20 protein-coding genes are annotated in these 21,017 nt (G+C 64.9%); 14 read left to right on the top strand and 6 right to left on the bottom strand.

The window, feature by feature from the left end; all coding sequences use genetic code 11:
* From BRAO375_RS34195 to BRAO375_RS34185, 3 genes are all read right to left on the bottom strand, one after another.
* On the bottom strand, positions 1 to 697 hold a 697-nt coding region (locus tag BRAO375_RS34195), incomplete at its 3' end, for an outer membrane protein (RefSeq protein ID WP_035643568.1).
* Positions 698 to 1,051: 354 nt separating this feature from the next.
* The gene (locus BRAO375_RS34190) at positions 1,052 to 1,807 is read right to left on the bottom strand and encodes an outer membrane protein (RefSeq protein WP_009031991.1); all 756 of its coding nucleotides are present in this window, start codon (positions 1,805 to 1,807) and stop codon (positions 1,052 to 1,054) included.
* A gap of 194 nt (positions 1,808 to 2,001) precedes the next feature.
* Entirely contained in the window at positions 2,002 to 2,754 is a 753-nt protein-coding gene (locus BRAO375_RS34185) for an outer membrane protein (RefSeq protein ID WP_009031989.1), read from the bottom strand.
* A gap of 471 nt (positions 2,755 to 3,225) precedes the next feature.
* Here BRAO375_RS34185 and BRAO375_RS34180 point away from each other — a divergent pair, with 471 nt between their 5' ends.
* From BRAO375_RS34180 to gyrA, 3 genes are all read left to right on the top strand, one after another.
* Entirely contained in the window at positions 3,226 to 3,723 is a 498-nt protein-coding gene (locus BRAO375_RS34180) for a single-stranded DNA-binding protein (protein ID WP_009031988.1), read from the top strand.
* Between the two features lie 211 nt (positions 3,724 to 3,934).
* Positions 3,935 to 4,333, top strand: a complete 399-nt coding sequence (locus tag BRAO375_RS34175; RefSeq protein WP_009031987.1) for a DUF2306 domain-containing protein — start codon at positions 3,935 to 3,937, stop codon at positions 4,331 to 4,333.
* A 171-nt stretch (positions 4,334 to 4,504) separates the two neighbouring features.
* Positions 4,505 to 7,249: a DNA gyrase subunit A gene (gene gyrA / locus BRAO375_RS34170; protein WP_035643565.1), complete on the top strand. Its 2,745-nt coding sequence runs from the start codon at positions 4,505 to 4,507 to the stop codon at positions 7,247 to 7,249.
* A gap of 99 nt (positions 7,250 to 7,348) precedes the next feature.
* On the opposite strand, the gene BRAO375_RS34165 is transcribed toward gyrA, so the two are convergent.
* Positions 7,349 to 7,606: a hypothetical protein gene (locus BRAO375_RS34165; RefSeq protein ID WP_009031985.1), complete on the bottom strand. Its 258-nt coding sequence runs from the start codon at positions 7,604 to 7,606 to the stop codon at positions 7,349 to 7,351.
* 282 nt (positions 7,607 to 7,888) lie between these two features.
* Between BRAO375_RS34165 and coaD the strand changes: the two genes are divergently transcribed.
* The 4 genes from coaD (at position 7,889) to queA (ending at position 10,980) form a co-directional block, all read left to right on the top strand.
* Positions 7,889 to 8,383, top strand: coding sequence for a pantetheine-phosphate adenylyltransferase (gene coaD, locus BRAO375_RS34160; protein WP_009031984.1), 495 nt, complete (start codon positions 7,889 to 7,891; stop codon positions 8,381 to 8,383).
* Between the two features lie 72 nt (positions 8,384 to 8,455).
* A complete protein-coding gene (locus BRAO375_RS34155; protein WP_009031983.1) occupies positions 8,456 to 9,019 on the top strand; it encodes a peptidylprolyl isomerase in 564 nt (187 codons plus the stop codon).
* Positions 9,020 to 9,295: 276 nt separating this feature from the next.
* Positions 9,296 to 9,760 carry a peptidylprolyl isomerase gene (locus tag BRAO375_RS34150; protein ID WP_009031982.1) on the top strand — a complete coding sequence of 155 codons (465 nt, stop codon included), beginning with the start codon at positions 9,296 to 9,298 and terminating at the stop codon, positions 9,758 to 9,760.
* A gap of 125 nt (positions 9,761 to 9,885) precedes the next feature.
* On the top strand, positions 9,886 to 10,980 hold the full coding sequence (queA, locus tag BRAO375_RS34145) for a tRNA preQ1(34) S-adenosylmethionine ribosyltransferase-isomerase QueA (RefSeq protein ID WP_009031981.1): 1,095 nt from the start codon (positions 9,886 to 9,888) through the stop codon (positions 10,978 to 10,980).
* A gap of 346 nt (positions 10,981 to 11,326) precedes the next feature.
* On the opposite strand, the gene BRAO375_RS34140 is transcribed toward queA, so the two are convergent.
* Positions 11,327 to 12,364 (bottom strand): aspartate-semialdehyde dehydrogenase, encoded by a 1,038-nt coding sequence (locus BRAO375_RS34140; RefSeq protein ID WP_009031980.1) that lies wholly within the window; start codon positions 12,362 to 12,364, stop codon positions 11,327 to 11,329.
* Between the two features lie 272 nt (positions 12,365 to 12,636).
* Here BRAO375_RS34140 and tgt point away from each other — a divergent pair, with 272 nt between their 5' ends.
* Positions 12,637 to 13,791, top strand: a complete 1,155-nt coding sequence (gene tgt / locus BRAO375_RS34135; protein WP_009031978.1) for a tRNA guanosine(34) transglycosylase Tgt — start codon at positions 12,637 to 12,639, stop codon at positions 13,789 to 13,791.
* Between the two features lie 126 nt (positions 13,792 to 13,917).
* Here tgt and BRAO375_RS34130 read toward each other — a convergent pair whose 3' ends face one another.
* A complete protein-coding gene (locus BRAO375_RS34130) occupies positions 13,918 to 14,136 on the bottom strand; it encodes a hypothetical protein (protein ID WP_008962685.1) in 219 nt (72 codons plus the stop codon).
* A 570-nt stretch (positions 14,137 to 14,706) separates the two neighbouring features.
* On the opposite strand from BRAO375_RS34130, the gene cysK reads away from it, so the two are divergent.
* The 6 genes from cysK to BRAO375_RS34100 all read left to right on the top strand — a co-directional run bounded on the left by cysK (position 14,707) and on the right by BRAO375_RS34100 (position 20,805).
* Positions 14,707 to 15,675: a cysteine synthase A gene (cysK, locus tag BRAO375_RS34125; RefSeq protein WP_009031977.1), complete on the top strand. Its 969-nt coding sequence runs from the start codon at positions 14,707 to 14,709 to the stop codon at positions 15,673 to 15,675.
* Between the two features lie 2 nt (positions 15,676 to 15,677).
* Positions 15,678 to 15,917, top strand: a complete 240-nt coding sequence (locus BRAO375_RS34120; RefSeq protein WP_009031976.1) for a BrnA antitoxin family protein — start codon at positions 15,678 to 15,680, stop codon at positions 15,915 to 15,917.
* A gap of 424 nt (positions 15,918 to 16,341) precedes the next feature.
* Positions 16,342 to 17,151, top strand: a complete 810-nt coding sequence (locus tag BRAO375_RS34115; RefSeq protein ID WP_244423426.1) for a response regulator — start codon at positions 16,342 to 16,344, stop codon at positions 17,149 to 17,151.
* Positions 17,148 to 17,471 (top strand): circadian clock KaiB family protein, encoded by a 324-nt coding sequence (locus BRAO375_RS34110; RefSeq protein ID WP_009031974.1) that lies wholly within the window; start codon positions 17,148 to 17,150, stop codon positions 17,469 to 17,471. The genes BRAO375_RS34115 and BRAO375_RS34110 overlap by 4 nt, the downstream gene beginning before the upstream one ends.
* Entirely contained in the window at positions 17,458 to 18,987 is a 1,530-nt protein-coding gene (gene kaiC / locus BRAO375_RS34105) for a circadian clock protein KaiC (RefSeq protein ID WP_009031973.1), read from the top strand. The genes BRAO375_RS34110 and kaiC overlap by 14 nt, the downstream gene beginning before the upstream one ends.
* A gap of 15 nt (positions 18,988 to 19,002) precedes the next feature.
* Complete coding sequence (locus BRAO375_RS34100) at positions 19,003 to 20,805, top strand: ATP-binding protein (RefSeq protein WP_009031972.1); 1,803 nt, start codon at positions 19,003 to 19,005, stop codon at positions 20,803 to 20,805.
* Positions 20,806 to 21,017 lie beyond the last annotated feature (212 nt).

Here is a 21,017-nt window from a genome sequence, read left to right as displayed (position 1 = left end):
AGGCGACGTTGACGGTCGCCGGAAAGCTGACGTCGCGCGAGCCCATGAACAGATGGTCGTACTCGAATGCGACCGACCAGTTCGGTGCAAAGCCGTACTCGATGCCGGTGCCGACAGTGCCGCCCCAGCGGGTCTCGCTGGCGGAATCCAACAGCGTGCCGACGGCGAGCGGAGCAGCTGCATTGGCCGTGCCGGTGTACTTGTTGTGGGCGACCGCAGCGCCGCCCTTCACGTACCAGAGCACGTTGCCCCAGGCGTAGCCGACCTGGCCCGTGAACAGGCCGATGGCGTCGGTCTTGGTATTGTTGGTGATGCCCGCGGCGAGCGCGGCCGTGCTGGCATTGGACGATTTCAGGTCGGTCCAGTTGCCCTGGGCCTCGAGGCCGAACACCCAGCTCGCGGCCTGCCAGCGATAGCCGACCTGGCCACCGATGAGGCCGCTCGAAGCATTGTGGCAGCCCTCGGATTGGCTTGGCGCGACCGGCACGCCGCCGACATTGTTCAGCGTCCAGCAATTGCGGCTCCAGTCGGCGCCGCCGTTGATGCCGAGATAGAAGCCGGCCCAGCTCGGCAGCGGCGTCACATAAGCCGGCGCCGGCGCCTTGCCGTAAGGCCGGGTCGCGAAATCGGCGGCCGATGCCGGAGCCAGTCCGAGCAGCGCGATGCCGGCAGTGGTGATCAGAGCGGTCTTCTGCATTGTTCTCTCCCCAGTCCCAGGATGCCCCGCGCCGGATCCCTCCGATCCGGCCGATATGCGGCTGTCGCTGGTTGTAAGAGAGAGTGATTTCTAAAAGTTGTGACGCGCGGTCTCGCCGTGGCCGGATGCGTGGGGTGTGCTTAACACGGCGTAAAGATCGCAGCGCGCGAAGGAGGCGCAGCTCTTGCCACCGTCTTTCCCGGCGTGCGCAGCACGAGCCTCGAATCCATTTTAAGACCGTGCGTGAAGCCCAATGGTTCCGGGCTCGCCGCACTGGCGCGCGTCACCCCGAGTGACGAAGAGCGAATGCGATCACAACCTCACGGTCGAGGCCAACCGACCAGGCGATGCCGGTCAGTGCTTGGAGACGACCGGACCGCCCCAGCGATAATTGACGCGGACCTTGGCCATGTCGACGTCCTGGCCGACCGTGTCGGTGCGGGTCGCGGCGCCAGCAGGAAGACCTGAGAAGTTCAGGTTCTTGTTGCCCATGAAGACGTGCTCGTACTCGGCACCCACGGACCAGTTCTTGGCGAAGCCGACCTCGACACCCGTGCCCACCGTGGCGCCCCAGCGGGTCGCGCTCGCCTGATCGAACGCCGTGCCCGTTGCCGTGGCAATGCCGCTATACTGCTCGCCGGCGACCGCAGCGCCACCTTTCACGTACCAGAGCACGTTGTTCCAGGCATAGCCGATCTGGCCCGTCAGCGTCCCGACGCCGTTGACCTTGGACTGGTTGGTGACGGCCGGGGCGAGCTGGCTGGCGTTGCTGCCCTTGAGGTTCGCCCAGTTGCCCTGGCCCTCGACGCCGAACACCCAGCTGCCGGCCTGCCAGCGATAACCGATCTGGCCGCCGGCCAGCGCGCCCGTGGCATCATGGCAGCCCTCGGCGTTGGTCGCCGCGACGCCGCCCACGGTCACATTATTGGTCCAGCAGGTGCGGGCGGAGCCGCCGCCGGCGTTCAGGCCGAGATAGAAGCCGCTCCAATCATAGATCGTCGCGATCATCGCGGGCGCCTTGGTGAAGGTGCGCGCGGGCAAATCGGCTGCGATCGCCGGCGCCAACCCCAGCGCCAGCGAGGTTGTCGCCCCCAGCAACAGCCTTCTCATCGCAGTCCCCAACATCACGTCCGACGCCCGCACGCACACTCTCACCAACGCCCACCCGCAGCGCCTTGATAGCCCCTTCCTTCCGAAAAAGCCGTCACCCAAACGACACAGCCGTCCAGCAAGTGCCGGTTTCCGCACGCAAAAAAAGGCCGGCGCGAGGCCGGCCTTTCGACATATTCGCGTTGCGCGTGTAATCAGTAGCGCGACACGCCCGGACCACCGAAGTGGTAGGAGACGCCGACCTTGACGGTGTGGATCGTATCGTTCCACTCCGAGCGATTGGCCACCGCCGGCGTGTACTGGAGGGTGCTCTTGCCGAAATCGAGGTAGTTGTACTCGACCTTGGCCGACCAGTTCTGGGCGAACATGTATTCGGCGCCGGCACCGATCGTCCAACCCCAGCGCCAGTCGCTCTGCGATGCGGAGAATGCAGGCCCGAACAGGCCAGCATCGTAACGGTGCTGCAGATCGCCGACCGCGGCACCGCCGCTAATGAAGAACAGCGCCGGACCCGCCGCCCAGCCGAGGCGACCCTTGATGTCGCCGAAGCCGCGCAGCTTGGTGAAGTAGCTGTCGCCTGCGCCGACGTTGATCTCGGCCGACCGGCCACTGATGTCGGCCCAGTGGTAGTCGCCTTCCAGGCCGAACACGATGTTGTCGACCTGCCAGTTATAGCCGATCACGCCGCCGGCGAAGCCGCCGTTGATGTCGTAGCGCTGCGTGCCGGCGAAGCCGACGCCGTTCGGCGCACCAAAGAAGGTCTCGTCGCTGCGGCCCCAGCCGCCGCCACCCTGCAGACCGAGATAGAAGCCGGCCCAGGTCGGAAGCGGAGCAGGCGCTGCCATCGGCGCCTTGGTGTAGGGGCGGGCGGCCAGATCGGCGGCCCCGGCGGGGGCCAGCGACCCCAAGACCATCAAGCTGACAGCTGCAAGAAATAGTTTTTTCATCCCAAGTCTCCCGCGTTGGGCGCCCCGAATTTCGTCCCCGGAGGCGCTCGTCTTAGAGGTGGCGCGACCGCCTTGGCGGCCTCAATCCGTCCGCAAATATACGCGATTCAACCTGGGATACCGTCTCCCAAAAGCCACAGGCGAGGAGGATGTGAGGCAAGCTAACTTAATGAAAGTTAATCGCTTTTTCGTGATCTGCGGAACTTTTTGCAGGTTCCATGTATGGAACTTTGGGTTCCAAGCGGTTCCATTGGGTTCCCTGGAACTCGCTGTTTGGTTGTAGGCACAATTCTGCGAACAAAACTGGAACAATGCCGGCCGGGCTGCTATATGTGGATAAGCAGCGAGAAAGCAGGTGGCTGGCGCGGCAACCGTATAGGGTCCGCCCCGAGAGGAAGGGGTCAGCCACCTTGCGCCGAGAGGCCGGTCGGCCGGACCGGTCCGGTGATCTGAAAACCGCGGGAGAGTGTGATGGCGGGAAGCGTGAACAAGGTGATTCTGGTCGGCAATCTCGGGAAGGACCCTGAGATCCGGCGCACCCAGGATGGTCGGCCGATCGCCAATCTGAGCATCGCGACGTCAGAAACGTGGCGCGACAAGGGAACCGGCGAGCGCAAGGAGAAGACCGAGTGGCACCGCGTGGTGATCTTCAATGAAGGTCTCTGCAAGGTCGCCGAGCAGTATCTGAAAAAAGGCGCCAAGGTGTATATCGAGGGCGCGTTGCAGACCCGTAAGTGGACCGACCAGCAGGGCGTCGAGAAGTACTCGACCGAGGTCGTGCTGCAGGGCTTCAACTCGACGCTGACGATGCTCGACGGCCGCGGCGGCGGTGGTGGCGGCAACTTCGCCGACGACATGGGCGGAGATTTCGGCAGCAGCGGTCCATCCATGGCTCCGCCGCGCCGCGCGGTGGCATCGGCCGGCGGTGGCGGACGCAACAACGACATGGACGACGACATTCCGTTCTGAGTCGCGCGCCTCAAGGCGATCCGGTTTCCATCCTGTGGCAGCCGGAGCCGGATTGATCGGCCCTTGGCGGGCGATCATGCGAGGGCTGATGCCTGCCGATATATGCGGGGGATCGTGACGGCAGCGCGATGCGACCCGGCGGGCTCGGTGATACGATTGGCCTCTGCGCCAAGCCGCGTAAGGCCGGGCCTGCGACCATCTGGGGGTGTGAATGAGTTTCGCACCATTGCTCGAGGCCGAGTCTGCTGTCGTCCTGCACGCCTTTGCGGCGATGACCGCGTTCGCGCTCGGAGTCGTTCAATTTGCGGCGCCTAAGGGCAGCGTGCCGCATCGGACGATCGGCTGGATCTGGGTCGCGCTCATGGCAGCGGTGGCGGCCAGCTCGTTCTGGATCCACACCATCCGGCTGGTCGGCCCCTTCAGCCCGATACACCTGCTGTCGATCTACACCCTGGTCGTGCTCCCGCTCGCGGTCTGGGCCGCGCGCCGCCATCGCGTGGCGGCGCATCGCCGGGCCATGATCATGCTGTTTTCCGGCGCCCTGGTGATAGCCGGAGTGTTCACGCTGCTGCCCGGTCGGATCATGCACAAGGTGGTCTTCGGACCGTAGTCACGAGCGGGTCGCGGAGCCTGCCCCGGGACGCCGTGCAGCCGGCTTAAGTATCTGGAAAGGCGAGCAGAAAAAGCGCGCTCCGAAACGCCTTGGGGGTGGCCTGCGGCGCGCTCCTGCGCTATATGATTCCAAGCGATTTTCGCGTGTCAAAACCGACCGGTATCCCCTTTGTCCGATAAAGAAGATGAGAAGCCCGGCGAGCCGGGCGGACCTTCCGACATTCGTCCCGTCTCCATCCTCGATGAGATGAAACGCTCCTACCTCGATTACGCGATGAGCGTGATCGTGGCGCGGGCGCTGCCCGATGCGCGCGACGGCCTGAAGCCGGTGCACCGGCGCATCCTCTACGGCATGTATGAGAACGGATTCGAGTGGAACAAGCCGTACCGCAAGTCGGCGCGCACCGTCGGCGACGTCATCGGTAAATACCATCCGCACGGCGACCAGTCGGTCTACGACGCGCTGGTGCGCATGGCGCAGGACTTCTCGATGCGCGTGCCGCTGATCGACGGTCAGGGCAATTTCGGCTCGGTCGACGGCGACATGCCGGCGGCGATGCGCTACACGGAATCGCGCCTGACCAAGATCGCGCAGTCGCTGCTCGACGATCTCGACAAGGACACCGTCGACTTCCAGCCGAACTACGACAGCTCCGAGAAGGAGCCGTCGGTGCTGCCGGCGAAGTTTCCGAACCTGCTCGTCAACGGCGCCGGCGGCATCGCCGTGGGCATGGCGACCAACATCCCGCCGCACAATCTGGGCGAGGTCATCGACGCCTGCATCGCACTGACCGACAATCCGGCGCTGTCGATCGACGAGCTCAACCAGATCATTCCGGGGCCGGATTTCCCGACCGGCGGCATCATCCTCGGCCGCGCCGGCATTCGCTCGGCCTATCACACTGGCCGCGGCTCGATCGTGATGCGCGGCAAGGTGACGATCGACACCATCCGCAAGGACCGCGAGGCGATCCTGATCACGGAGATCCCGTACCAGGTCAACAAGGCCTCGATGGTCGAGCGCATCGCTGAACTGGTGCGCGAGAAGAAGATCGAGGGCATCTCCGATCTGCGCGACGAATCCGACCGCGACGGATTCCGCGTCGTCGTCGAGCTCAAGCGCGACGCCGTGCCGGACGTGGTGCTGAACCAGCTCTACAAGTTCACGCCGCTGCAGACCAATTTCGGCGCCAACATGGTGGCGCTGGACGGCGGCCGGCCGCAGACCATGAACCTCAAGGATCTGCTGAGCGTGTTCGTGGCCTTCCGCGAACAAGTGGTGACGCGGCGGACCAAGTTCCTGCTCAACAAGGCGCGCGACCGCGCCCACATCCTGGTCGGCCTCGCCATTGCGGTGGCCAACATCGACGAGATCATCCGCGTCATCAGGACCTCGCCCGATCCGAACACCGCGCGCGAAACCCTGATGTCGCGCGACTGGCCGGCGCAGGACGTGGCAGCGATGATCACGCTGATCGACGACCCGCGCCATCGCATCAATCCCGACGGCACCGCGCGGCTGTCGCTCGAGCAGGCCAAGGCCATTCTCGATCTGCGCCTGCAGCGACTCACTGCGCTCGGCCGGGAGGAGATCTCCGACGAGCTCGATAAGCTCGCCGTGGAGATCGCCGACTATCTCGACATCCTGCGCTCGCGCGCCCGCGTGCAGGACATCGTCAAGACCGAGCTGTCGGCGATCAAGGCCGAGTTCGCCACACCACGCCGCACCGTCATCGCCGAGCAGGAAGGCGAGATGGAGGACGAGGACCTGATCCAGCGCGAGGACATGGTCGTGACCGTGTCGCACGCCGGCTACACCAAGCGCGTGCCGCTGTCGGCCTATCGGGCGCAGCGCCGCGGCGGCAAGGGCCGCACCGGCATGCAGACCCGCGAGGAGGATTTCGTCAGCCGGCTGTTCGTGGCGTCAACGCATACGCCGGTGCTGTTCTTCTCGTCGCGCGGCCAGGTCTACAAGGAGAAGGTCTGGCGGCTGCCGATCGCAGCCCCCAACGGCCGCGGCAAGGCGCTGATCAACATCCTGCCGCTGGAGCAGGGCGAGCGCATCACCACGATCATGCCGCTGCCGGAGGATGAATCCTCCTGGGCCAATCTCGACGTGATGTTCGCCACGACCGGCGGCAATGTCCGCCGCAACAAGCTGTCGGATTTCGTCGATGTCCGCCGCTCCGGCATCATCGCGATGAAGCTCGACGAGGGCGAGGAGATCGTCAACGTCCAGATCTGCACCGAGCGTGACGACGTGCTGCTGACCGCGGCCGGCGGCCAGTGCATCCGCTTCCCGGTCACCGATGTGCGCGTGTTCACGGGCCGCACCTCGATGGGCGTGCGCGGCATGGCGCTCGCGGAGAGCGACAAGGTGATCTCGCTGTGCATCCTGCGCCATGTCGAGACCACCTCGGACGAGCGCACGGCGTATCTGAAGATGCGCCGCGCCATGTCGGGCGAGGCGACCACCGAGGAGCCGGTCGAGGCGGAGGGCGAGGAGGCGGCCGCGGGCGCGATCCAGCTGTCGCAGGAGCGCTATGTCGAGATGTCGGCGCAGGAGCAGGTGGTGCTGACCGTCTCAGTCAACGGCTACGGCAAGCGCACCTCGTCCTACGAGTACCGCACCACTGGTCGCGGCGGCAAAGGCATCGTTGCGATGTCGGTCAACAACCGTAACGGCAAGCTGGTCGCCTCATTCCCGGTCGAGGACAGCGACCAGATCATGCTGGTGACCGACAAGGGTCAGCTGATCCGCTGCCCGGTCGACGGCATCCGCATTGCCGGCCGCTCCACCCAGGGCGTCATCGTGTTCAACACCGCCGACGACGAGCATGTCGTCTCGGTCGAGCACATCGGCGAGGAGGCGGAGAATGGCAATGGCGCGGCAGAGCCGGCGAATGGAGAGTAAGGGCGAATAGCAAGCAGGGCGTAGCGACTAGGGGACGAATCGGGCTCGGCCTATTCGCTATTCGCTATTCGCTATTCGCTATTCGCTATTCGCGATCCCTCACGGCGTCCGCTCGACACCGACGATCCGCGCCTCGCGGATCGTCGACTTCGTGCCGGCGCCGCGCAGGCAGGACGCTTCGAAGTTCGGCCATGCCTGATGCGAGCAGTCGCGGCCAATCGGGCGGAAGTCGAGGCGGTCGCCCTTGGCCAGCGGCTGCGGCACGCTGGCGTTCACCTCGGGGGCGAGGCCGGGCAGGACGGTGAGGGCGGCAGCCACGAAGCCGGCCGCTGCAACGGCTGAAAGCGCTTTGATCATGACGGTCCCTGTGGTTGGGCCGTTCGGCCCGTCGTTCGTTAAGGATTTGATAACCACTTCGGGTTTCGAGACGCTTTCGCGCAGCGAACGAATTGGTTTCGTGTCCCGGCCGATGTGTTTCGTGGCTCAAGTTCCGAGGAAATAATCGCGGTACGGGGCTGCAGTTCCGGGGGGCCATCGTCGCAGCACCGCATGGGCTATGGGTCGCGGCGGCTATCACAGCCGCGCCGGGGCTGACGCCGGCGGCTTGCCGGCCTGTTCCGGCCGGTATAGGACGGACGCATGCAACGCATTGCGCTATATCCGGGCTCGTTCGATCCCGTCACCAACGGCCATGTCGACGTGGTCCGGCAGGCCGTTCACCTCTGCGACAAGCTCATCGTCGCGGTCGGCGTGCATCACGGTAAGAAGCCGCTGTTTTCGACCGAGGAGCGGCTGGCGATGGCTCATGAGGTGTTCGGCCCGGTCGCGGCCGCCGCCGGCTGCGCCTTCGAGGCTTCGACCTATGACAATCTCACGGTGACGGCAGCGCAGAAGGCGGGCGCGATCCTGATGATCCGCGGCCTGCGCGACGTCAAAGATTTCGACTATGAGATGCAATTGGCGGGCATGAACCAGATCATGGCACCGTCGATCCAGACGGTGTTCGTGCCGGCCTCGGTGTCGGTCCGCCCGATCAACGCGAGCCTCGTCCGCCAGATCGCCGCCATGGGCGGGGAGATCTCGCATTTCGTGCCGCCGTCGGTGGTGGCTCCCTTGAAAGCCAAATTCGCCTGACATCAGTCGGCCGACGCCTGCGTGCGTCAGGTCGTCGACTTTCGCGTTTCCTCTCATCCTTTCGGAGTTGCCATGATCCGCGCTTTCGCCTTCGTCTTCGCGCTTGTGTTCGCCGTGCCGGCGCTGGCGCAATCGCTGCCCGCCGGCCTCGACAAGCAGAACGCGCTGGTGATCGACACCACCAAGGGCCGCATCGTCATCAAGCTGCGCACCGATCTCGCGCCCCAGCACGCCGAGCGGCTGAAGACGCTCGCGCGCGAGGGCTTCTACAACAACGTGCCGTTCCACCGCGTGATGGACGGCTTCATGGCGCAGACCGGCGACGGCCAGAACTTCAACGGCACCGGCGGCTCGAAATACCCGAACCTGAAGCAGGAGTTTTCGCAGACGCCGTTCAAGCGTGGCACCGTCGGCATGGCGCGGCGCGGCGACAGCGTCGACTCCGCCAACTCGCAGTTCTTCATCTGCTTCGGCGACGCGTCGTTCCTCAACAACCAGTACACCGTCGTCGGCGAGGTCGTGCAAGGCATGGACGTCGTGGACAAGCTGAAGAAGGCGCCTCCGGGCTCGGCGGGGGGCGCCGTGACCGACCCCGACAAGATGGTCAAGGTCCAGGTCGCGTCCGATATCAAGTAAGCGGACAGAGCAGGGGCACCCCGGCTTCGTGCCCGGGTTCCGCTCGCGGCTTAAGGAACCCTTTGCCACGCATGGCCCGCCGGATCGACAGGCCGGGCGGCTTCAGCTTTAAGCGCGTTGGGTCTATTCTGGACCCGCATCGCCCCGGGCCTCGTTATGCCCGGAGTGCCGTCAGGAGGGGTGGCGGCCGCACATGAGAAGGCGCCGCGACATGTCAGAGTCCGGACTGTCCGTCGTCCTGCCCCTCATCAATTCAACCAAAACCGAGAGACCAGAATGGCTGCGACCGAAAATACCTTGATCCTCGAGACCACCCAGGGCCCCGTCACCATCGAGATGCGGCCCGATCTCGCGCCCGGCCATGTCGCGCGCATCAAGGAGCTCGTCCGCGAGGGCTTCTATGACGGCATCGTCTTCCACCGCGTGATCGACGGCTTCATGGCGCAGACCGGCTGTCCGCAGGGCACCGGCATGGGCGGCTCCGGCAAGAAGCTGAAGGCCGAGTTCAACGCCGAGCCGCACGTCCGCGGCACCGCCTCGATGGCCCGCGCCGCCAACCCGGATTCCGGCGACAGCCAGTTCTTCATCTGCTTCGACGACGCCCGCTTCCTGGACAAGCAGTACACCGTCTGGGGCAAGGTCACCGAGGGCATGGAGAACGTCGACAAGATCAAGCGCGGCGAGCCGGTGCAGAACCCGGACAAGATCGTCAAGGCGTACATGGCTGCTGACGCGGCGTAAGCTTTCGCTTCACAAAAGGTGTCATGCCCCGCGAAGGCGGGGCATCCAGTACTCTCAGTCGGCTCATGTTACAAAGATCGTGAGTACTGGATCGCCCGCCTGCGCGGGCGATGACCGAGGGGCTCATGCGCACCGACCTGTTCGATTTTCATCTCCCTCCTGAAAACATCGCGCTGCGGCCGGCGAGCCCGCGCGAGTCCGCGCGCATGCTGGTGGTGCAGGGCGACGGCGTGCTGCGCGACCGCACCGTCGGCGATCTGCCGGACTGGCTGGAGCCGGGCGATCAGCTCGTCGTCAACGACACCAAGGTGATCGCCGCCCAGCTCTCCGGCCGGCGCATCAGCCGCGAGACCGAGGCCAAGATCGAGGCGACCTTGATCAAGCGGCTCGACGGCTCGCGCTGGCAGGCGCTGGTGCGGCCGGCGAAGAAACTCGCGCCAGGGGACACGATCCGCTTCGGCAATGAGGGCAAGGTCTGCTTCCTGGGCCATCTCGATGCCACCGTCGAGGCCAAGGGCGAGGAGGGCGAGGTGACGCTGTCCTTCGTCTTTCATGGCCCGGCGCTCGATCAGGCGATCGCCGATCTCGGCCGCCCACCGCTGCCGCCCTATATCGCCGGCAAGCGGCCGGCCGATGAGCAGGACGCCGCCGACTATCAAACGATGTTCGCGGCCAAGGAAGGCGCGGTGGCTGCGCCGACCGCGGGGCTGCATTTCACGCCCACCCTGGAGCAACGCCTGCGCGAGCGTGGCGTCGGGCTGCAGCGCGTCACCCTGCATGTCGGCGCCGGCACGTTCTTGCCTGTGAAGGTCGACGACACCGAGGGGCACCGCATGCATGCGGAGTGGGGCAGTCTGTCGGCCGAGACCGCGGCGGCGCTGAACGAGGCCCGCGCCAAGGGCGGCCGCATCGTCGCCGTCGGCACCACCTCGATGCGGCTCTTGGAGAGCGCGGCGCTCTCCGACGGCACCCTCGCGCCGTTCGAGGCGGAGACCTCGATCTTCATCACGCCCGGCTACCGCTTCCGCGCCGTCGACATCCTGATGACCAACTTCCACCTGCCACGCTCGACCCTGTTCATGCTGGTCTCGGCGTTCGCGGGGCTGGAGACGATGCAGGCGGCCTACAAGCATGCGATTAGCAGCGGCTACCGGTTCTATTCGTATGGCGATGCGTGCTTGCTGTTCCGGCAACAGGACGAGCGGATCGTCGAGCCGTAGGATCTCTCCGTCGTCATTCCGGGGCATCGCGCAGCGATGAGCCCGGAATCCATAATCACGAGCGGTCGTTGTCTGGAAGACGAGCGCCACATCAACCTCGCGCTACATCACCGCCTGTGGCTATGGATTCCGGGCTCGCGCTGCGCGCGCCCCGGAATGACGGCTGAGAGGGGAGCCTGCAGGTCATTGTGAAGGCCGGCCTGTCACGGCACGTTCCGGTGTCATTCCCCGCGAAAGCGGGGAATCCAGTACGCCGTGGTGCATCAGCTGATCACAGGCCGGTGAGTACTGGATCAGCCGCTTTCGCGAGTGATGACAGCTTGGGAGGCGCCAGCGCGTGGCCGCCTCACGCCATCGCCCGCTCCGGCAGCAGCTCCGCGATCTGCACCGCATTCAGCGCCGCGCCCTTCAGCAGCTGGTCGGCGGCGACGAACATCGCGATCGAGTGGCCGGACGGATCCGACAGATCCTTCCTGATGCGGCCGACCAGCACGTCGTCCTGGCCCGAGGCGTCGACCGGCATCGGGAAGTAGTTCTTGGCGCGGTCGTCGACGATGCGCACGCCCGGCGCGGTCGCCAGGATGCGGCGGACCTCGTCTTCTGTGATCGGCTTCTCGCATTCGAACGTGATGGCCTCGCAATGCGCGCGCAGCACCGGCACGCGGACGCAGGTCACGCCGATCGCGATGCCCTCGTCCTCGAAGATCTTGCGGGTCTCGTTGATGACCTTGGTCTCTTCGTCGTTGTAGCCGGTGTCGGGATCGATGGCGGTGTTGTGGCTGAACAGGTTGAAGGCGAACGGATGCGGCATCACCTTGGGCGCATAGACCTGGCCGTTGAGGTTGGCGCGGGTCGACTGCACCAGCTCGTCCATCGCCGCCGCACCGGCGCCGCTGGCGGCCTGGTACGTCGAGATGATCACGCGCTTGATGCGGTTCTGCTGGTGGATCGGCCACAGCGGCACCAGCGCCGTGATCGCCGCGCAGTTCGGATTGGCGATGATGCCCTTGTGGTCGCGGATGCGGCGCGCGTTGATCTCGGGGATCACCAGCGGCACGTTCGGGTCCATGCGGAAGGCCGAGGAATTGTCGACCACGACGGCGCCGGAGCGCACGGCGATCGGCGCGAACTTCTTGGAGATGCCGCTGCCGGCCGAGAACAGCGCGATGTCGACGCCCTCGAACGAGCGCTCATTGAGCTCCTCGATGACGATGGTCTGGCCGCGGAAGGTGAGGGTCTGACCGGCCGAGCGAGCGCTCGCCAGCGCCTTCAGCCGGCCGACACGGACGCCGCGGCGGTCCAGGGTGGCGATGAACTCGGCGCCGACGGCGCCGGTGACGCCGACGATGGCAATGGTAGGATCTTGGCGGGAATCTTGGGGCACGTCTCAGGTCTCCAGGTGAAATTTGGGCATAAAAAAAGCCCCGGACCTTCATCAGGCGGGGCTTCGGTTCGAAGATGGTCGCGATCGAGGTCGATTACGCGCGCACGCCTCCCGAGTCCCCCTGGGGCTTGGTGGTTTTCGTGGTGCGTTTGGTCGAGGTCGACATGGCGCGGGACCATAGGGGCGGTCGGTTCCGCCGTCAACGGCCGTTATCGGCGAAAACCGTGCCATCGCGGTTGAAACGCGTATCGTCCTGACGCAATAAGCCGGTCATGAGCTCCCCGGCGACCGAACTTCCCAACCATTTCGAACTCCTCGGCACGGACGGCGCGGCCCGCACCGGCCGGCTGACGACGCCGCATGGCGTGGTCCGGACGCCAGCCTTCATGCCGGTCGGCACGGCAGGCGCGATGAAGGGCATCCACTGGCGCGACGTGCGCGAGGCCGGCGCCGACATCGTGCTCGGCAACACCTATCATCTGATGCTGCGTCCCACGGCCGAGCGGATCGCAGCGCTCGGCGGCCTGCAGCGCTTCACCGGCTGGGGCGGACCGATGCTGACGGATTCCGGCGGCTTCCAGGTGATGTCGCTGTCGGCCCTGCGCAAGGTCACCGAGCAGGCGGTGACGTTCCGCTCGCATATCGACGGCGCCAAGATCGAGCTGTCGCCGGAGCGCGCCATCGAGGTGCAGCGCCTGCTCAACTCCGACATCGCGATGCAGCTCGACGAATGCGTGCGGCTGCCGGCCGAGCCCGCCGACATCGAGCGCGCGATGCGGCTGTCGCTGCGCTGGGCCGAGCGCTGCCGCCGCGCCTTCGAGAGCGCACCTCCTGGCTACATGCTGTTCGGCATCGTGCAGGGCGGCGACGTGCCGGCGCTGCGCCTGGCCAGCGCACAGGCGCTGGTCGAGATCGGCTTTCACGGCTATGCGATCGGCGGCCTCGCCGTCGGCGAGCCGCAGGCGGTTATGCTCGAGATGATCGAGGCCACCGTGCCGGCGCTGCCGGCCGACCGGCCGCGCTATCTGATGGGCGTCGGCACGCCCGATGACCTGCTGGAGTCGGTCAGGCGCGGCGTCGACATGTTCGACTGCGTGCTGCCGACCCGCAACGGCCGCCACGGCGTCGCCTATACGCGCTTCGGGCCCGTCAATCTGCGCAATGCCCGCCACGCCGATGATCCGCGTCCGCTGGACGAGGAGAACTCGTGGGCGCCGGCGCGGACCTATTCGCGGGCCTATCTGCACCATCTGATCAAGGCTGGCGAGGCGCTCGGGGCAACGCTGCTGTCAGAGATCAACATCGCCTATTTCCAGCAATTGATGGCCGGACTGCGCGAGGCCATCGCGCAGGGGCACTTCACCGATTTCTATGAGCGCACCAAGGCGGATTGGGCGCGCGGCGACATCGCACCGCGTGCCGGCTAAGGGCGACCGGTAGCGCCTCCAGCGCATTGTGGTCGGAAAGTTTGGGGAATCTGCTGGCGATGCCTGGTACCGTTCGACGCGATGGCATCAACATCGCGTCGTGGAACGTTCCTGCGGCGCTACGGTTCAGTTGCAGACGAAGCGGCTCTTTACGGAATGCTTGGTGACGAAGCCGTAGCCGCAGGTGTCGCAGGTCCAGAGATAGCTGATCGCATTGTCGGCCAGATACGCCGATGCTTCCGCAGCTATCATGGAGTCGGCGCAGACCGGGCATGTCGGCAGATCGCAACCGCGCGGATCGGGGCGGGGCGACGCGGTCGACATGAGATCAGCGAGTGCTGACATAGTGACCTCCTGGGCGATCTCTTTGTTGTCGTTTTCTGCTTGAATGGCTTCTGCTTGAAAGGCGTCGATGCGGACGTGTCGCGTTTCGAACTGATCTGGCTTCCGGGCAAATCCGCCCGGCAAATCCGACTCGTCAACGCATCCGATGATCAATGCCCTCGAAGTCTCAACTCGTCCAACTTCCAACGGGTCTGACGTCCGTCACACAAAGAGTTTGTCTGGTGGTCTCTTCTTGTACGATCCAATTTCGGATTGTCGGTTCTACGCGAGCGATGTTCTGCAGCACAATCCTTTTGCTTCTACCACTCCCAAGATGACATCTTGCTGATATCCCTGGGACCGCAGCCGGGGTCGCACCGTGAATCTCCGCCCTACTGAAGTCTAACATACACCGAGTTTGTTGACCTTGTCGCAACACAAATGCGTTGGTTTTGCGCAATTTAACGACGACTTGTTGTGCGCCGCGATGATCAGGCGATCTCGTAAACGTGCTTGCGCAGCGCAACAAGCTCGCTGAAGATGGTCAGAAGCATTGGCGATATCGCGCCGAAGCGCGCAAGGAGTGATTTCATGGACGCATCAGCTGCGGCACAACGTCCCGGACGCGGGCGCATATTTGATTCAATTGTCGATGCGTTTGGCAATACGCCGATTGTGCGACTGCGAAAGCTGCCGGAGCAGCACGGCGTCAAGGCGGCCATTCTCGCCAAGCTGGAATACTTCAATCCCGCCGCAAGCGTGAAGGATCGCATTGGCGTCGGCATGATCCTGGCGATGGAAGAGGCCGGCGTGCTCAAGCCGGACACGGTGCTGATCGAGCCGACGTCGGGCAATACCGGGATTGCGCTCGCCTTCGTGGCGGCCGCGCGCGGCTACAAGCTGAAACTGGTGATGCCGGAATCCATGTCGCTCGAGCGGCGCAAGATGCTCGCCTTCCTTGGCGCGGAGATCGTGCTGACGCCGGCGGCGCAGGGCATGAAGGGCGCGATCGCAACCGCCGAGGAGCTGTTGCGAACCACACCGAACTCAGTGATGCCTCAGCAGTTCAAGAACCTCGCCAATCCCGAGATCCACCGCCGCACCACGGCCGAGGAGATCTGGAATGACACCGCCGGCAACATCGACATATTCGTCGCCGGCGTTGGCACCGGGGGCACCATCACCGGCATCGGTCAGGTGCTCAAGTCACGCAAGCCCGGCGTGAAAGTGGTCGCGGTGGAGCCGGAGGAAAGCCCGGTGCTGTCCGGCGGCCAGCATTCGCCGCACAAGATCCAGGGCATCGGGGCTGGCTTCGTGCCGGATATCCTGGATCGCTCGGTCATCGACGAGATCGTCAAGATCAACAGCGCGACCGCGATCGAGACCTCGCGCGCGCTGGCGCGCAACGAGGGCATTCCAGCCGGCATCTCATCGGGTGCGGCGATTGCGGCGGCGATCGAACTCGGCAAGCGGCCGGAGAATGCCGGCAAGACGATTCTGGCGATCGTGCCGTCGTTCTCGGAACGCTATCTGTCCACGGCGTTGTTCGAGGGGATCTGATCATGGCCGATCAACCGCGACGTCCGCGCACGCTGGCCGACGCCCGTACCGAAGCGGAGGCCGCATTCAAGAAGGTCACCACCAAGCCAGTGGAGGCGCCGCCGAAGAAGGCGGCGGTGCCCGGCGTACGGGAGCAAGTGACCTTGCGGATCGATCAGGACGTGCTGGAGCACTTCCAATCGGGCGGACCGGGCTGGCAGGACCGCATCAATGCGGCCCTGCGCAAAGCGGCGGGCTTGTAGCCGAACAGCAACGTGCCTGGCTGAACGCCAGGCGCTTCTCATCGACAAGCTCCAGATCGTGCCGATCCGACCCCGAACCTGTCTCGGATGTTGTGCGGCCGGATGATCGGCTCCGGTTACCATCCACGCTGACACAAGCAGATGACACCGGCGTCTTCGCTGGATCGTGCCTGGCCCGCGGTGGTAGTTTTGCATCGCGCACGTCTGGATAGAACTTTTTCTTCTCACCGCGCCGTTCTTGATCTATCGTCATCTCACGCTGTTTTTCCAACTCTCTTGCGTTTCCCCACCCGGTGAAGCGGCGACATCGCGCGGAGCGAGCCTCGTCGCGGGTCGTCTGTGATGCCGGAATTGTCCCGACTGTGCGATTTCGACGCCTCTCCGGGAGTGTTTCATGAGCGCCGATGCTGAGCCGCCGCTCCGTGTGCTGCTCGTCGAGAGTAGTCGGGCGAGCGGGCAGTCGGTGCGTGATGCGATCACCGACCCCGCGATGATGGACGACTGTGAATTGTTGCCTGTTGCAACAGTTGCCGAAGCGCAAGTCATCATGGCGCACCAGCCGATCGACGTGGTCGTGCTGGACATCGGCGATTCCGACGTCCACGGCGTGTCCGGCGTCGGGGATCTCAGAGCGGCTGGTCAGGCGATCCCGATCATTGTCGTCAATGGGCCGGCCAGCGCCGAGGCCGCGCGAGCTTATGCCGAGGCTGGAGCTCGTGACTACCTTTCCAGCGCGGATGCCGGACCTTCGTCGCTGCGCCGCGCAGTGATCTACGCGACCGGCCGGCGCCGCCAGGATCGTATCGAGGACAACAGGCGCTCGCTTGCCAACGACCGCGGCATGTCCTCGGCCGGCCGCGCGACCAGCGTCACGGCGCAACTGGCAGGACATGGTTCGATCCGGGAGCGCAAGCCCGCGGCCTTCGGGACTCTCGTAGAGCAATATCTGAGCCTGTTTCACGAATACCTGGACCCTCCCGCCGATCCTCACATCCGTCCGCTCTCCACGATGGAGAGGATTGCGACATCGATCGGCGATGAGGGCGGCGGGCCGCGCGATCTTCTCGACCTCCACGTCGTCGCGCTCGAGAGGGCGATCGGCGGAACGACGGTCGAGCGGACGAGCACGCTGGTGTTCGAAGGCAGGTTGCTTGCGATCGAGATGATGGGACTTCTGGTCGACTACTACCGGCTCGGACATCGACGCCGCATCGCACCGGGAGATAGGGCATGACCCTGCAACTCGGATTGTTCATCACCGGTCAGACATCGAACTCGCTGCGTGCGATGGAGAACCTGCGCAGAATTTTCCAGCAGGAGCTGAACATCCCCTGCGAGATCGACATTATCGATGTGCTGGAATATCCGCAGATCGCCGAAGACGAGAAAATCGTCGCGACACCCACGCTGGTGAAGCGCCATCCCGGCCCAGTGCGAAAGATCATTGGCGATCTCAGCGATACCAGGAAGGTCCTCCTTGGACTCGGGATCCTCCAGGATTCATCCGCAGTGCGCCTTGGAAAGGAGGAGGGGTCAGGGAATGATCGGGACTAGGGCTGTCGAACTCGAAAAGTTGCGGACGGGGATCGCCGGATTCGACCAGATTTCGAACGGCGGCCTGCCGCTCAATCGAAGCACGCTGGTCGCCGGCACGGCGGGCAGCGGAAAAACCGTGTTTGCGCTGCAGTTCCTCGTCATGGGCGTGCAAGCCTGCGCCGAGCATGGCGTCTGCGTCACCTTCGAGGAGGCTCCGGAAGACCTGATGCGCAACGTCGCCTCCTTCGGCTGGGACTTCGAGGCGATGAACAGGAACGGCCAGATCGCGATCGTCGACGCCACGCCGGAGCAGGGCGAAGAGATGCTCGAGGCCGGCAGCTACGATCTCTCGGCATTGATGGCCCGCATCGAGAATGCGATTCGCAAGGTCAACGCCAAGCGGGTGGTGTTTGATTCCGTCGGCGCGCTGTTTCCGCAGTTCTCCGACGCCAATGTGGTGCGTCGCGAACTGCACCGGATCGCAAGCGCGCTGCGGCTGCTCGGCGTCACCACGATCATCACCATGGAGCGCCTCGCCGAGGACGGCGGGCTGGCGCGTTTTGGCGTCGAGGAGTTCGTCGCCGACAACGTCCTGGTGCTCCGCAACCGGCTCGAGCAAGAGAAGCGGAGGCGGACGATCGAGATCCTCAAATTCCGCGGCGCCACGCATCAGAAGGGCGAGTATCCGTTCACGGTCGATCACGCCGAGGGCGTCGCGATCATTCCGTTGTCGGCGATCGAGCTGAAGCAGCGCTCGAGCGATCTCCGGGTGTCCTCCGGCGTGCCCGAACTCGATCAGATGTGCGGCGGCGGCTTCTACCGGGATTCCATCATCCTGGTGAGCGGCGCCACCGGCACCGGCAAGACCCTGATGGTGACGCACTACCTCAAGGCCGCCATCGAGCGTGGCGAACGTGCGCTGCTGATCGCGGCGGAGGAGAGCCGCGAGCAACTGACCCGCAATGCCTCCAACTGGAACGTGGACTTCGATTCAGCCGAGAAGGACGGTCTTCTCCGCATCATTGCAAGATACCCCGAGACCATGGGTCTGGAGGATCACCAGCTCTACATCCAGCGGGAGATCAACGAGTTTCGGCCGAGCCGGCTGGGGGTGGACAGTCTGTCGGCGTTCGAGCGTGCGGGCTCGCCGAAATCCTATCGGGAATTCGTCATCGCCCTGACCAGCCATATCAAGAAGGTCGGTCTCACCGGTCTCTTCACCAACACGACGTCGATGCTGATGGGCGGCGAGTCGATCACCGAGACCCACATCTCCACCATCACCGACATGATCGTGCTGCTGCGCTACGTCGAGCTCTACGGCATGATGCGGCGGGGCCTGGCGATCCTGAAGATGCGCGGGACGCAGCATGACAAGGATATTCGAGAGTACGTCATCGACGGTCACGGCATGCATCTGGTCGCGACCTTCCGCGACGTCCACGGAATTCTGACGGGGGCTCCCACCTACATGTTCGCGCGGGAGCGCGAACATCTCGCAGAGATGTTTGCCAGACCACCGAGCGAGCTCTAGGCAGGGACGTCAGGAATGCACGCATCACCCTACCGAGTGCTGGTGATTGGTGGCGAGTCCGTGCCGGTGTTGCTCGCGCCGGCAGGTGAGGGCGGGAGCAGAGCCGGGGTCGACCTCAGCCAGGTGGCGACGATCGCCGAGGCGCGTAGCAAGCTCGAGACCGGCTCCTACGACACCATCCTGATGAGCCTGACGTCCTCCCAGGCGGTTGCTGCGCTCCCGGAGGACCTGCATGCGCTGGCTTCCGCGAGCCCGGTGCTGCTCTACAATCCGGCTGCGGCTGATGCGCGCGGCAAAGCCGGTGCTGCCGGCCTCGGGCTGCCACTCGTCGCGTCCGCGACCCACGCCTCTCAGGCTGAAGGTCCTCGTCACTTCGGGCAGTTGCTGGAGGCGGTGCCGGACGCGCTGATCGTCACCAATCAGGCCAACGAGGTCGCATTCGTCAATCGGGCGGCCCATGAGCTGTTCGGCAAGGCGCGCGACGACTTCATCGGTGAACGCGTGAGCTTCGCGGTCCGCGAAGGCGAGATTTCGGAGATCGAGGTCTATCGAGGCAAGGATGTTCGGCGCTGCGAGCTGCGCGTGTCACGATGCGAATGGGAGGGGGCTCCGGCCCAGCTTCACCTCATCCAGGACGTGACCGAGCAGAAGCGGCTCAACGAGGAGCTTCGGCAGTCTCAGAAGATGGAGGCGGTCGGCGTGCTCGCCGGCGGCATCGCGCACGACTTCAACAACCTTCTCGTGGTGATGATGGTCTATGCCGAGATGCTGCGCGAGGAATGCCAGGGCGACGATCCCCGCCTGCCCGATGTGATGGAGCTCATCAAGGCGGTCGATCGCGGGCGCGACCTGACGCGGCAGCTGCTCGCCTTTTCGCGCAAGCAGCCGGCGACGCTCACCTTGCTCGATCTCGGCACCACCTTGTCGGATCTGCAGAAGATGTTCAGCCGGCTGCTGCCGAGCAACATCGAGATCAGCACTGCTGTCGAGGAGCAGAGCTGGCCCGTCATCGCGGATCGGGTGCAGATCGAGCAGCTCATCATGAACCTGGCGCTCAATGCCCGCGATGCGATGCCCTCAGGCGGCCGGCTGACGATCGTCGTGGCCAACCGGACCATCCAGCGCAGTGACGAGGGCATGGAGGCGGGTGACTACGTCATGATGACGGTGAGCGACACCGGCACCGGCATTCCGCCCGAGGATCTCGAGCACATCTTCGATCCGTTCTTCACGACCAAGGTGCGCGGCGGCGGCACCGGCCTCGGACTTGCGACCTGCTACGGCATTGTGAAGCAGGCGGGCGGCAGCATTGCCGTGAGGAGCACGATCGGCGAGGGAACCAGCTTCGTCGTGCTGCTGCCGCGTGCGAACGAGACGATCCAGACCAAGGCCGCGCCGGCGCCTCTGGTTCGGGAGGCCCGGGGCGGCGAGCGGATCCTGCTTGTCGAGGACAATTCGCTCGCCCAACGCGCAACCGCCTCGATGCTGCAGCGTGCAGGCTATTCGGTTCGGTCCACGTCCAATGGCGAAGAGGCGCTGCGCTTTCTTCACCATCATGCTGACGCGGTGGATCTGGTCTTGAGCGATGTGGTCATGCCGCTGCTCAGCGGGCCGGAGCTCGCCCGGCAGCTCGCGGTGTCGCATCCTGATCTGCCGATCCTTTTCATGACCGGCTACTCGAATGATCCCATCATCGCCGATGCCGGCGAGCATCGCATCGGCGGCCGGCCGACGATCATGAAGCCGTTCAAGCGCGAGGAACTGCTGGCCTTCATCGGCGACGCCATCGATCGCAAACGTGGCGCCGAGGCCGGCTGATACGACCGACCGGCGGATGCGTCCGAGCTGTCGAAGCGCCGTCTGATATGCCGAATGATCCGGCTGCAGCGAGGCTCGATATTGCGGCAGCCCAGCAAAAAGGCCCGTGCCTTGTGGCACGGGCCGGGAAGCTTTTCCGCTCAGGTGGTGGTCAGCGGCGCAGCGCGCTGCCGAGCACGCCGCCCATCATGCCGCCGATGAAGGCCGCGCCG

The sequence above is a fragment of the Bradyrhizobium sp. ORS 375 genome, from assembly GCF_000239775.1.
In the GTDB taxonomy this organism is placed as follows: Bacteria; Pseudomonadota; Alphaproteobacteria; order Rhizobiales; family Xanthobacteraceae; genus Bradyrhizobium.
This window is presented reverse-complemented; position numbering and strand designations above follow the sequence as displayed.

Coding starts and splice junctions, on each gene's coding strand:
- BRAO375_RS34110 (WP_009031974.1), top strand. CDS start 17,148: ATGACCCTGCAACTCGGATTGTTCATCACCGGTCAGACATCGAACTCG.
- kaiC (WP_009031973.1), top strand. CDS start 17,458: ATGATCGGGACTAGGGCTGTCGAACTCGAAAAGTTGCGGACGGGGATC.
- tgt (WP_009031978.1), top strand. CDS start 12,637: ATGAGCTCCCCGGCGACCGAACTTCCCAACCATTTCGAACTCCTCGGC.
- BRAO375_RS34165 (WP_009031985.1), bottom strand. CDS start 7,606: ATGATCAAAGCGCTTTCAGCCGTTGCAGCGGCCGGCTTCGTGGCTGCC.
- BRAO375_RS34190 (WP_009031991.1), bottom strand. CDS start 1,807: ATGAGAAGGCTGTTGCTGGGGGCGACAACCTCGCTGGCGCTGGGGTTG.
- BRAO375_RS34180 (WP_009031988.1), top strand. CDS start 3,226: ATGGCGGGAAGCGTGAACAAGGTGATTCTGGTCGGCAATCTCGGGAAG.
- cysK (WP_009031977.1), top strand. CDS start 14,707: ATGGACGCATCAGCTGCGGCACAACGTCCCGGACGCGGGCGCATATTT.
- BRAO375_RS34175 (WP_009031987.1), top strand. CDS start 3,935: ATGAGTTTCGCACCATTGCTCGAGGCCGAGTCTGCTGTCGTCCTGCAC.
- BRAO375_RS34100 (WP_009031972.1), top strand. CDS start 19,003: ATGCACGCATCACCCTACCGAGTGCTGGTGATTGGTGGCGAGTCCGTG.
- BRAO375_RS34185 (WP_009031989.1), bottom strand. CDS start 2,754: ATGAAAAAACTATTTCTTGCAGCTGTCAGCTTGATGGTCTTGGGGTCG.
- queA (WP_009031981.1), top strand. CDS start 9,886: ATGCGCACCGACCTGTTCGATTTTCATCTCCCTCCTGAAAACATCGCG.
- BRAO375_RS34130 (WP_008962685.1), bottom strand. CDS start 14,136: ATGTCAGCACTCGCTGATCTCATGTCGACCGCGTCGCCCCGCCCCGAT.
- coaD (WP_009031984.1), top strand. CDS start 7,889: ATGCAACGCATTGCGCTATATCCGGGCTCGTTCGATCCCGTCACCAAC.
- BRAO375_RS34155 (WP_009031983.1), top strand. CDS start 8,456: ATGATCCGCGCTTTCGCCTTCGTCTTCGCGCTTGTGTTCGCCGTGCCG.
- BRAO375_RS34120 (WP_009031976.1), top strand. CDS start 15,678: ATGGCCGATCAACCGCGACGTCCGCGCACGCTGGCCGACGCCCGTACC.
- BRAO375_RS34150 (WP_009031982.1), top strand. CDS start 9,296: ATGGCTGCGACCGAAAATACCTTGATCCTCGAGACCACCCAGGGCCCC.